This window comes from Nonomuraea sp. NPDC005501, from assembly GCF_040605905.1.
Lineage (GTDB): Bacteria > Actinomycetota > Actinomycetes > Streptosporangiales > Streptosporangiaceae > Nonomuraea.
The window spans coordinates 34,853-46,255 of sequence record NZ_JBEXDT010000078.1; the positions used below are offsets into that span (position 1 = coordinate 34,853).

Here is an 11,403-nt window from a genome sequence, read left to right on the forward strand (position 1 = left end):
CGCTCCTACCCCTGCGCCGGGCCTCGATCCGTCTCGCCGGCCTCCTCGGAGGCATCGTGGTCCGGGCCGGTGCCGAAACGGCGGGCGGACTCCGACTCGTGGGCCATGCGGCGCAGCGTGTCGAGCGCCCTGCCGTACAGGACCGTGCCCAGCACCAGCGCCTCCACGGCGCTCTCCCGGGGGCCGTCGAACGGGATCGTGTCCATGTCCTCCCCGGCGATGCGCCCAGCGGCGTCGGCGAAGCGCTTCAGGTCGGTGGACATGCCGAGCCGGCGCAGCGTGACGAGCGTCTGGGCCAGCTCGGCGCGGGTGGGGGCGTACGGCGTGAGCGTCCAGCCCTGCTCGGCGACGAGCCGGTCGCTCTCGGCCAGGGCCGTCTCCCACAACTCGCCGGGCTCGGGCTCGACGGCCGGGCCGAGCGCGTAGTGGGCGGTGCCGAGCACCCGGTGCACGGGGAGCGTCTCGTCCTCCACGGCCTCGACCACCTGCTTGATGGCGGCCACGGGCAGCCTGCCGATCTCCAGCAGGGCCCGGATCAGCCGCAGCCGGCGCAGGTGGGAGTCGTCGTACTCGGCGCGGGTGGCGGCGAGCTGCTCGCCCTGGTGCAGCAGGCCCTCACGCAGGTAGTACTTGATCGTCGCGATGGCCACGCCGGAACGGGCGCTCAGCTCCGAGATGCGCATCCTTGGACAATAGCGCTATCCAGTTCGGGAGAGGGTCCGTGCCGCGTGCGCCAGGTCGTCGCGTCGGCCTGGCATCGGCCCGCATGGCAGGCCGAGATTGCCGAGCAAGCGCTTGTCTAAAGAACGGCTGCGCGTTAGCGTGTCGGCGAGCACCGCAGACGTCGCCCGCCGGTCCGGATCGCGCCCCGTCCCGGCGGGCGACCGCACCACCCGCGACCCGCATCCGCCGCGTCTGGGAGGACGTCCATGCAGCCGTTCGCCGGACGCGCGGCCGTGGCGGGAGTGGGGATGACCGCGCTGACGCGCGAGTCCGGCCGCACCGTGCTGGACCAGGCGGTCGAGGCGTGCCGCGCCGCCTGCGCCGACGCCGGCGTCGCGCCCGCCGAGGTGGACGCCGTCCTCAGCTACCACATGAACGATTCGGCGCCGGTCGTCCAGGTCGCCCGCGCGCTCCGGATCGAGCGCCTGGGCTGGCACAACGACATCGCCGGCGGCGGCACGCAGGCCGCCTCGATCCTCGGGGACGCCGCGATGCTCGTGCACGCCGGGCTGGCCCGCAACGTCCTCGTCTACCGGGCGCTCAACGGCCGCTCCGGCAGGCGCATGAACACCGTCTCCACCGGCCCGCAGGAGCGCTTCACGTACGGCATGGCCGGGCCGATCCCGCTGTTCGCCCTGGCCGCCACCCGCTACCTGCACGACACCGGCCTCACCGAGGAGCACCTGCACGCGGTCGTCGCCCAGTCGCGCGACAACGCCGCGGCCAACCCCCGGGCGCTGCGCCGGGAACCGCTGGGCCTCGGCGGCTACCTGGCCAAGCCGTACGTCTGCACGCCGCTGCGCGCCGCCGACTGCTGCCAGGAGACCGACGGCGCGTGCGCGCTGCTGGTCAGCGGGGTGCTCGGCGGGCCGCGCGTGCGGGCCGTGGTGCGCGGGGGAGGACCGGGCTGCTCGGCGATGGACCGCGCGCCCGACGTCACGGCGATCTTCTCGGCGTACGTGGCGCCCATGCTGTGGGAGGCGTCGGGCATGCGGCCCTCGGACGTGGACGCGGCGCTGCCCTACGACGCCTACTCGTGGCTGGTGCCCCGGCAACTGGAGGACTTCGGCCTGGTCGAGCGGGCCGACCTCGGCGCGTACCTGCTGGAGCGCCGGCACGCGTGGGTGAACCCGCACGGCGGGCTGCTGTCGGAGGGGTACGTGCACGGCCTCAACAACGTGGCGCAGGCCGTGCGGGAACTGCGCGCCGGCCGCGAGGCGGCGCTGGTGACGGGCTTCGGCGGCGGCTACGGCAGCGCCGCGATCCTGACTTCATGAAAAATCCTGAAATGCTCGGGGATCTCCCGACATGAAGGGGATGTTCCATCATCCCCTGACACAGGAGGCCGACCATGGGGACCGCCCGTGGATGACGACCGGAAAACCCGGTTCGGGGCCGTATATGAGCAGACATATGAGCAGATCCTCGGATACGCCGTGCGCCGCTGCGACTCGCCGGAGGACGCGGCCGACGTGGTGTCCGAGACGTTCGCCGTCGCCTGGCGCCGCGTCGACACGCTGCCGCCCGGTGACGAGGCCCGGCTGTGGCTGTACGGCGTGGCCCGCAACGTGCTGGCCAACCACCGCCGCGGCGCGGCCCGGTGGCGCCTCGTCGCGCTCGACGACGACGTGGCCGACCTCTACGGCCACTCGCCGGAGGCCGGGGCCGAGCTGAGTGTGATCACCCGGGCCTTCGCGGGGCTGTCCGAGGACGACCGGGAGCTGCTGTCCCTGGTCGCCTGGGAGGGGCTCGGCAGCAAGGAGATCGCCCAGGTCCTCGACTGCTCCCGCAACGCCGTCCGCATCCGCCTGCACCGGGCGCGCAAGCGCTTCTCCAAGGCGCTCGCCGTCGCCGGTGTCAACGCCCACCGTTTCGCCGTGGAGGCTGTATGAACGAGCTCAGCGACCTGGCCCGGGTCCGCGACGAGGAGCTGGCCGGCCGGGCGTCCGGCGCGGGGGCGCGGGCGCTGCTGGCCACTGTCACGGCCATGGACCCTGACGAGATCCCGCAGCCGGTGTCCCCGCCGGGCGCCGCGGGGAGGCGCCGGCGCACGCGCCGCCTGGTCGCGGGCGCGCTCGCGACGGCCGCGCTCGCCGCCGCGGTCGTGCTCGGGCCCAGCTTCCTGGAGGATGGCAAGGGCCCGGCCACTTCCTACGCCAACTCCGCCATCGAGATCGAGCAGCGCGGCGACTGGTGGGTGGCCAGGATCCGTGACCCCTTCGCCGACCACGCGCTCTACTCGGAGGCGTTCCGGGCGGTGGGACTCGACATCACGCTGGAGCTGGTGCCGGTCGCCCCCAGCAAGGTGGGTGAAGTGGTCAAGATGGGATTCAGCGGAGCCACCGGTCCGAGCATGGGCATCGGCGGCAACCTCGAACCCGAGGGCTGCACGATCGGTCAGCCGGGCTGCGCGCTCACCGTCGAGGTGGGCCGGGACTTCACCGGCAAGGGCGTCCTGTCCCTGGGCCGCGAGGCCAAGCCGGGGGAGAGCTACCAGTCGCACGGCCCGGCCACCCGGAAGGGCGAGATGCTGGCCGGGTTCCGCGTGGACGAGCGGCCCGTGCGCGAGGTCATGGCGGAGGTCCGCAGGCGCGGCCTCAAGGCGGTCTTCCAGATCATCGAGCCGAACGAGAACGGCGAGGGATATGGCATGAACCCGGCGGCGCAGTCGCAGCCCGTCGGGGACGACTGGACCGTATGGGAGGCGGAGCCGGACCAGCCGGGCGTCGTCCGCCTCTTCGTGTCGGAGAAGCGGATCGCCAGGAACCCGATCTACGGCGGTCCCAAGCCCCGGGAGGACACGAGCGAGTGACTCAGGCGACGGCGGAGGGCGCGGCGGTGAAGAGCGGGTGCAGTTCGCGGGCCCGCTCCGGCGGCAGCAGGTCGCGGGCCGCGAGCCAGGCCGCCGCGCCCGCCGCGTCGCGTGCCGTCGCCACCTCCCGGTCCGCCAGCAGGGCGCTCACCGCCTGCCGGACGGGTCCGTCGCTGGTGAGCACGCTCCCGGCCAGCACGACAGGCCCGGACACGTGGACGCGCCCCACCGTGGCCGCGAGGTGACCGGCCGCCTCGCGGACGATCTCGACGGCCATCGGGTCGCCCGCCGCGGCGGCGCGGCTCACCAGCGCCGCCAGCGACGCGAGCCGCATGTGGTCGGCCTGGGCGAGCCGCACGACGCGGTCGGCGTCGGCGCGGGTCGTGGCGCCCCGCCAGTCGCCCAGGAAGTCGTTGAGGACCAGCTCGACGAGCGCTCCCTCGCGGGTGCCGCGGTCGAGGGCCGCGACCACCGCCTTGGCCGCGGCGCGGCCGATCCAGAAGCCGGAGCCCGCGTCACCCAGCAGCCAGCCGAGCCCGTCGGCGATGGCCGCCAGCTCGTGGCCGGTGACGCGGGCGGCCACCGCGCCGGTGCCGGACAGCAGCAGCGAGCCGGACGGCTCCGGCGTGCCCGCCACGTACGCGATCACCACGTCGCCCGCGACCCGGGGCCCGGCGGCGACCCCGTGACGAGCCCAGACCTTGGCCAGCTCGCCGGGCAGCTCCTCGACCTGCCCGGCCACGCCGGCCAGGGAGGCCACCACGCGGGACGGGTCGATGCCGTCGAGCGCCTCGGCGAGGGCGTCGCCGATCGCCGCGACCGCCTTGCCGAGGCCGTGGGCGCTGGGGTTGCCCGCGCCGGCCCGGGCGTAGCCGGCGCGGGACCCGTCCAGGGCGTGCACCGCCACCCGGGTGGAGGTGGCGCCGGCGTCCACACCGATCACGAACGAGTTCGTCACGGTCCGATTCTGGGTCTTGACGCGACCGGTAAGCAAGAATAATTTTCGCCAGAAGACCGAGTATTCGGAAGGAATATTCGTGACTTCAGGAGCCCTCGGGCGCGTCGAAACAGAACTGCCCGGTTTGCCGGAGGCGTTGCGCCGGGTCGGCGAGGTGATCCTCGGTGACCCCGCCGAGGCCGCCCGGTCGACGATCATCGCGCTCGCCGAACGGGCGGGCAGCTCGCCCGCCACCGTCACGCGGTTCTGCCGCGCGTTCGGCTTCTCCGGCTACGCCGAGCTGAGGGTGGCGCTCGCCACCGAGACCGGCCGGGCCGCGCAGGCGGGCTGGGGCGCGGGCGTGGGCCACGAGATCGGCCCGGACGACCCGCTCGACTCCGCCATCGAGGTCATGGCCGCCGCCGACGCCCGCCTCATCCAGGACACCGCCGCCCAGCTCGACTCCGAGACGGTCGCCCGGGTGGCCGACGCCGTCGTCGCCGCCTCACGCGTGCTGCTCGTCGGCGTCTCCACCAGCGGCAACGTCGCCACCATGCTCGAAGGCCGGCTGCGCCGCATCGGCATCCCGTGCTGGAGCGCGGGCGACGCGCACGTCGCGCTGTCGGACGCCGCCCTGCTGGGCGAGGGCGACCTCGCGCTCGGCATCAGCCACCGGGGCCGCACCCGGGAGGTGATGGAGGCGCTGGCCGAGGCCGGCAGCCACGGCGCGACGACGGTCGCCGTCACCTCCTTCGCCCGCTCGCCGCTGGCCGACCTGGCCGACCTGGTGCTCACGACGGCCAGCCGGGAGACCACGTTCCGGCTCGGCGGGCTCGCCGCCGTCCACTCGCAGCTGTTCGTGCTGGACGCCGTCTACGTGGCGGTCGCCCAGCGCACCTACGAGCGCACCAACGAGGCGTTCGAGCGGACCATCAGAGCCGTGGAGAGCCACCGGGTGGAGAGAGGCTGAATGACGTACGCGACCAAGGCCCTGGAGCTGGCGCAGCGGGTGGCCGAGACGCAGGCGGAGCCCGTGGGCCGGGCGGCGGGGCTGCTCGTCGCCGCGCTGCGGGCCGGCGGCGTGGTGAACGCCTTCGGCTCGGGGCACTCCGAGGCGATCGCCATGGAGATCGCCGGCCGGGCCGGCGGGCTGGTGCCCAGCAACCGGCTCACACCGCGCGACCTCGTCCTGTACGGCGGGGAGCCGCCCGGCGTGCTGACCCCCGAGCTGGAGCGCGACCCCGCGATCGCCCGGCGGATCTACGACCTCGCCCCGGTGGCGCCGCAGGACGTGTTCGTGCTGATCTCCAGCTCGGGCGTCAACGGCACGGTGGTGGAGCTGGCCACGATCGTCAAGGACGGCGGCCACCCCCTGATCGCCATCACCTCGGTCGAGCACAGCACCCGGATGACCTCGCGCCACCCGTCCGGCCGCCGGCTGCTCGACCTGGCCGACGTCGTGCTCGACAACGGCTCCCCGTACGGGGACGCCGTCCTGGAGCTGCCGGGCGGCGGCACGTACGGGGCGGTCTCCACGATCACCTCGGCGCTGCTCGCGCAGATGGTCGTCACCGAGGCGGTGGAGCGGATGGCGGCGCTCGGAGAGGCTCCGCCCATCTACCTGTCGGTCAACGTGACCGGCGGCGACGAGCACAACAAGGCCCTGGAGAGCCGCTACGCGGGGCGCATCAGACGCGGAGCCTGAAAGTCAGGAGTACAGCAATCATGTCCAACACCCCCCAGAACATCACCCGGCGCCAGCTCCTCCGGAGCGCGGCGCTCGTCCCCGTGGCCGGCGCGCTCGCCGCCTGCGCCACCCCGGCGTCCAAGACGCCGGCCTCCTCGTCGGCGGCGCCGGTCGCGACCAGCGCCGCCAACCCGTTCGGCGTGGCGGCGAACAAGCCGCTGGAGGTCTGGATCTTCGACGGCGGCTTCGGCACCGCCTACGCCAAGGACATCCACCAGCCGCTGTACAAGAGCAAGTACCCGCAGGCGCAGATCAAGGTCGAGTCCACCAAGGAGATCACCAAGGTCCTGCAGCCCCGCTTCGCCGGCGGCAACCCGCCCGACGTCATCGACAACTCCGGCGCCAACGCCATGGACTTCGGCGCCCTCGCCCAGGACGGCCAGCTCCACGACCTGGGCCCGCTGCTCGACGCGCCGAGCTGGGACGACCCGAACACCAAGGTGCGCGACCTGCTGGACCCGGCCGTCGTCGAGATCGGCACCTACGACGGCACCTTCAGCGTGCTCGGCTACGTCAACTACATCTTCGGCATCTGGTACTCCCAGAAGGTCTTCCGTGACAAGGGCTGGCAGGTGCCGAAGACCTGGGACGAGTTCACCAAGCTCTGCGACACGATCAAGAAGTCCGGCGAGATGGCCCCGTTCACCTACGCCGGCAAGTTCCCGCAGTACCTCTACGAGCCGCTGCTGACCCTGGCCGCCAAGATCGGCGGGCCGGAGGTCCTCATCAACATCGACAACCTGGAGGACGGCGCCTGGACCAGCGAGCCGATGAAGCAGTCGGCCGCCGCCTGGGCGGAGATCGGCGCCAAGTACCTCATGGAGGGCACCGCCGGCCTCGACCACGTGCAGACCCAGACCGCGCAGAACAAGTACAAGGTGGCCATGCTGCCCTCCGGGTCGTGGCTGGAGAACGAGCAGAAGTCGACCACGCCCGCCGACTTCGAGTACGGCATGTTCCCGCTGCCCGACTTCACCGGCTCCGACAAGATGCCGTACGGGACCCTGCACACCTCGCCCGGCGAGAACTTCATCGTCCCGGCCAAGGGCGCCAACCCGCAGGGCGGCATCGAGTACCTGCGGGCCATGCTGTCGAAGAAGGCGGCCGGCGACTTCAGCGAGCTGGTGCGGACGGTCTCGGTCGTCAAGGGCGCGGGCGAGGGCCGGCAGCTGTCCCCGGGCGCGGCGAGCGCGTCCAAGGCCGTCACCGCCGCGGGCGCCAACACCGTCACCTACCGCTGGCAGACCTGGTACGCGCAGCTGAAGGACGAGGCCGTCGCCGCCACCGGCGAGCTCATGACCGGCGGTCTGACCTCCGACAAGTATCTGGAGCGCCTGCAGAAGAAGGCCGACGAGATCAAGGGCGACTCCTCGATCAAGAAGTTCAAGCGCTGATGGTGTTCCAGCGCTACCGCCGCGGGCTGTTCATCACCGCGTTCCTCGCGGCCCCGGTGACGCTCTACCTGGTGTACGTCATCTCCCCGTACATCCAGGCGTTCTACATCGCGATGACCGACTGGCGGGGCGTGAGCGCCACGCCGCGCTTCATCGGGTTCGAGAACTTCGCCCGGCTGTTCTCCGACGGGATCTTCTGGAAGGCGGTGCGGCACAACGCGGCGCTGCTCGTGCTGCTGCCGCTGCTGACCATCGTCATCGCGCTGTTCTTCGCCTTCCTGCTCAACGTGGGCGGCGGCAGCGGCGGCCTGAGCGGGATCAGGGGGTCGAAGCTCTACCGGGTGATCTTCTTCTTCCCGCAGGTGCTGGCCGTGGCCGTGGTGGCGGTGCTGTTCCAGCAGGTGTTCCGGCCGGACGGCAGCGGCATGCTCAACGGGCCGCTGATGGCGCTCGGGGCCAAGCCGGTCGGGTTCCTGTCCAACCCGGACGTCGCGTTCTGGTCGGTGCTCGGCGTCATGGTCTGGCAGGCCGTCGGGTTCTACGTGGTGCTCTTCTCCGCCGGGCTGGCCTCGATCCCGCGCGACATGTTCGAGGCGGCCCAGATCGACGGGGCCGGGCGGGGGAGCCTGTTCTTCCGCATCACGCTGCCGCTGCTGTGGGACACCGTCCAGGTGGCGTGGGTGTACCTGGGCATCCTGGCGCTGGACGTGTTCGCGGTCGTGTGGGTCATGACCGATCAGCACGGCGGTCCGGACTTCTCCACCACCGTCATGGCGGCCGAGATCTACCGCAACGCGTTCTCGTACTTCCGCTTCGGCTACGCCTCCGCGCTCGGCGTCGTGATGTTCTTCTTCACCGTCGGCTTCGCGATCATCTCGCTGCGCCTGTCGAGGCGCGAACGAATCGAGTACTGATGACAACGATGACCTCGGGGACGGTCACCACCTCGCGCCGGGAGGCGCGGCGGGAGCGCCGGCGACAGCTCGGGCCGCTGAGCGTGCTGTCGCACGTGGCGCTGCTGGTGTGGACCGTGCTGGTCGTGGTGCCGATCCTGTGGACGTTCCTCGCCTCGGTCAAGAGCGAGGACGAGATCTTCGGCGACGCCTGGTCGCTGCCGGCGACCCTGCGATGGGACAACTTCGCCCGCGCCTGGGACCAGGCGCACATCGGGCAGTACACGCTCAACAGCGTCATCGTGGTGTCGTTCAGTACGTTCGGCACCATGCTGGTCGGGTCCATGGCGGCCTACGTGCTGGCCCGCTACTCCTTCCGCGGCAACCAAGCCTTCTACCTGCTGTTCGTCTCCGGGCTGGCCTTTCCCGTGTACCTGGCGCTGACCCCGCTGTTCTTCGTGGTGCAGAACATGGGCAACGTGCCGGTGCTCGGGCCGTTCATCGGGCTCAACACCCACGCCGGGCTGGTGCTCGTCTACATCGCGTACTCGATGCCGTTCACCGTGTTCTTCCTGGCGGCCTTCTTCCGGACGCTGCCGACGGCGGTCGGGGAGGCGGCCATGGTGGACGGCGCCTCGCACACCCGCGTGTTCTTCCAGATCATGCTGCCCATGGCCAGGCCCGGCATCGTCAGCGTCACCATCTTCAACGTCCTCGGCCAGTGGAACCAGTACCAGCTCCCGCTGGTGCTGCTCCAGGAACGCGACAAGTGGGTGCTCACCCAGGGCATCGCCGACATCTCCACCGCCGCGGGCTACGACCAGGACTGGTCGGCGCTGTTCGCCGCCCTGACCCTGGCCATCCTGCCCATGCTGGTCGTCTACACGATCTTCCAGCGGCAGATCCAGGCCGGGCTGACCGCCGGGGCGCTGAAGTGACCGTGTGACAGGACTCGCGGGGACCCTCGCCTGCCGGGCGCGGCGGGCCTAGGCTGCGGGTGTGATCGCCGACATCCGCGCGCTGCTGGCCCGCCATCTGCCCGGCCACGAGGTCCGCTCCGTCGTCCGGCTCGGCCAGGGCCTGGACAACGTCGTGTACGAGGTCGACGGCGAGCTGATCGTCCGGGGCGCCAAGGTCGCCGACGGCGACGCCACCCGGCGTGAGGCCGCGCTGCTCGCCGCCGTGCGCGCCATCTCCCCGCTGCCGGTGCCCGAGGTCGTCTTCAGCGACCCGGAGGCCGCCGTCATCGCCTACCGCAAGCTGCCCGGCCGGCCGCTCAACCTGAGCCCGGTGCCGGACCCGGGCCGGCTGGCCGAGCCCCTGGGAGCCTTCCTCAGCGCCCTGCACGCCGCCCCGGCCGACGGGCTGGCCGAGCTCGCCCCGCCCGACCACTACCCCGCGCCGACGCTGCTCCAGGACGCGGGCCAGGACTACCGCGACGTGGAGTCGCACGTGCCGGAGGAGCATCGCCCGCTGGTGGAGGCGTTCCTGCGCGCCCCGGTGCCCGCCGAGACGGACACCGTGCGCTTCTGCCACAACGACCTCGGCGCCGAGCACCTGCTCGCCGACCCGGAGACGGGCTTGCTGACGGGCGTCATCGACTGGACCGACGCGGCGCTGACCGACCCGGCCCACGACTTCGCCCGGATCTACCGCGACCTCGGCCCGGAGGTGTTCGAGGCGACCGCGGCCCACTACGACGGCGGCCTCGGCGAGGACGACCGGGCCAGGGTCCGTTTCTACGCGCGGTGCGCCCTCATCGAGGACCTGGCCTTCGGCCTGAGCACGGGCCCCCGGCACTACGCGGACGCGGCCCTCGCCCATCTGGTCCGCACCTTCAGCTGAGGCTGAGCTCCGCGCGCAGGCGGCGCGTGGCGTCCACCACGTTCGCCAGCGCCGCCTCGACCTGCTCGTACGTGCGCGTCTTCAGCCCGCAGTCCGGGTTCACCCAGAGCCGCCCGGTTGGCAGCGCCTTCAGCGCCTCGCGCAGCAGCCGCTCGACCTCCTCGGCGTCCGGCACCCGCGGCGAGTGGATGTCGTACACCCCGGGCCCGAGCCCGCGCCCGAACCCGCCGACCGCGCCGAGGATGCGCCCGCCCGACCGGGCCGACTCGACCGTGGTGACGTCCGCGTCCAGGCCGTCGATCGCGGTGAGGATCTGGTCGGCGTCCGAGTAGCACAGGTGCGTGTGGATCTGCGTGGCCTCGCCCGCGCCCGAGGTGGCCCGGCGGTACGCGGCGACGGCCCACTCCAGGTAGTCCGCCCGGGAGGCGCGCCGCAGCGGCAGCAGCTCCCGCAGCGCCGGCTCGTCCACCTGGATGACCGGCACCCCGGCCGCCTCCAGGTCCCGCACCTCCTCCCGGATCGCCTCCGCCACCTGGAACACCACGTCGCGCAGCGGCAGGTCGTCCCGGACGAACGACCAGGCCACGATCGTGACGGGGCCCGTGAGCATGCCCTTGACCGGCCGGTCCGTCAGCGACTGCGCGTGGCGGGCCCAGCGGACCGTGATGGGCGCGGGCCGGCCGACGTCGCCGTGCAGGATCGGCGGCCTCGTGCAGCGGGAGCCGTACGACTGCACCCAGCCCTCGCGGGTGACCGCGAAGCCGTCCAGGTGCTCGGCGAAGTACTGCACCATGTCGTTGCGCTCCGGCTCCCCGTGGACGAGGACGTCGAGGCCGAGCCGCTCCTGGGTCCGGACGGCCCGCTCGATCTCCGCCTCGATCCGCCGCTCGTACTCCTCCTCCGGCAGCGTCCCCGCCGCGACGGCGGCGCGGGCGGCTCGCAGCTCGCCGGTCTGCGGGAACGACCCGATCGTCGTGATCGGCAGCACCGGCAGCCCCAGCCGCTCGGCCTGCGCGGCGGCCCGCACGGCGTACGGCGCCCGCGCGCCGGAC

12 protein-coding genes are annotated in these 11,403 nt (G+C 72.5%); 9 read left to right on the forward strand and 3 right to left on the reverse strand.

The window, feature by feature from the left end:
• Positions 1 to 5 precede the first annotated feature (5 nt).
• Positions 6 to 683: a MerR family transcriptional regulator gene (locus tag ABZS51_RS31080; protein ID WP_355448375.1), complete on the reverse strand. Its 678-nt coding sequence runs from the start codon at positions 681 to 683 to the stop codon at positions 6 to 8.
• A 246-nt stretch (positions 684 to 929) separates the two neighbouring features.
• On the opposite strand from ABZS51_RS31080, the gene ABZS51_RS31085 reads away from it, so the two are divergent.
• From ABZS51_RS31085 to ABZS51_RS31095, 3 genes are all read left to right on the forward strand, one after another.
• Entirely contained in the window at positions 930 to 2,000 is a 1,071-nt protein-coding gene (locus ABZS51_RS31085) for an acetyl-CoA acetyltransferase (RefSeq protein ID WP_355448378.1), read from the forward strand.
• A gap of 87 nt (positions 2,001 to 2,087) precedes the next feature.
• A complete protein-coding gene (locus tag ABZS51_RS31090) occupies positions 2,088 to 2,615 on the forward strand; it encodes an RNA polymerase sigma factor (protein ID WP_355448381.1) in 528 nt (175 codons plus the stop codon).
• Complete coding sequence (locus ABZS51_RS31095; RefSeq protein ID WP_355448384.1) at positions 2,612 to 3,535, forward strand: hypothetical protein; 924 nt, start codon at positions 2,612 to 2,614, stop codon at positions 3,533 to 3,535. The genes ABZS51_RS31090 and ABZS51_RS31095 overlap by 4 nt, the downstream gene beginning before the upstream one ends.
• A 1-nt stretch (position 3,536) precedes the next feature.
• Here the strand turns inward: ABZS51_RS31095 and ABZS51_RS31100 are convergent, their stop codons facing one another.
• Positions 3,537 to 4,493, reverse strand: a complete 957-nt coding sequence (locus ABZS51_RS31100) for a BadF/BadG/BcrA/BcrD ATPase family protein (RefSeq protein WP_355448387.1) — start codon at positions 4,491 to 4,493, stop codon at positions 3,537 to 3,539.
• A gap of 79 nt (positions 4,494 to 4,572) precedes the next feature.
• Between ABZS51_RS31100 and ABZS51_RS31105 the strand changes: the two genes are divergently transcribed.
• From ABZS51_RS31105 to ABZS51_RS31130, 6 genes are all read left to right on the forward strand, one after another.
• Positions 4,573 to 5,442, forward strand: coding sequence for a MurR/RpiR family transcriptional regulator (locus ABZS51_RS31105; RefSeq protein ID WP_310716500.1), 870 nt, complete (start codon positions 4,573 to 4,575; stop codon positions 5,440 to 5,442).
• On the forward strand, positions 5,443 to 6,177 hold the full coding sequence (locus tag ABZS51_RS31110; protein ID WP_355448390.1) for an SIS domain-containing protein: 735 nt from the start codon (positions 5,443 to 5,445) through the stop codon (positions 6,175 to 6,177).
• Between the two features lie 20 nt (positions 6,178 to 6,197).
• Positions 6,198 to 7,613, forward strand: coding sequence for an N-acetylglucosamine/diacetylchitobiose ABC transporter substrate-binding protein (ngcE, locus tag ABZS51_RS31115; RefSeq protein ID WP_355448393.1), 1,416 nt, complete (start codon positions 6,198 to 6,200; stop codon positions 7,611 to 7,613).
• Complete coding sequence (locus tag ABZS51_RS31120) at positions 7,613 to 8,527, forward strand: sugar ABC transporter permease (RefSeq protein WP_355448396.1); 915 nt, start codon at positions 7,613 to 7,615, stop codon at positions 8,525 to 8,527. The genes ngcE and ABZS51_RS31120 overlap by 1 nt, the downstream gene beginning before the upstream one ends.
• Complete coding sequence (locus ABZS51_RS31125; RefSeq protein WP_355448399.1) at positions 8,527 to 9,444, forward strand: carbohydrate ABC transporter permease; 918 nt, start codon at positions 8,527 to 8,529, stop codon at positions 9,442 to 9,444. Before ABZS51_RS31120 ends, ABZS51_RS31125 begins: the two co-directional genes overlap by 1 nt.
• Positions 9,445 to 9,505: 61 nt before the next feature.
• Positions 9,506 to 10,351, forward strand: a complete 846-nt coding sequence (locus tag ABZS51_RS31130) for an aminoglycoside phosphotransferase family protein (protein ID WP_355448402.1) — start codon at positions 9,506 to 9,508, stop codon at positions 10,349 to 10,351.
• On the opposite strand, the gene metE is transcribed toward ABZS51_RS31130, so the two are convergent.
• On the reverse strand, positions 10,344 to 11,403 hold a 1,060-nt coding region (metE, locus tag ABZS51_RS31135; protein ID WP_355448405.1), incomplete at its 5' end, for a 5-methyltetrahydropteroyltriglutamate--homocysteine S-methyltransferase. The genes ABZS51_RS31130 and metE overlap by 8 nt on opposite strands.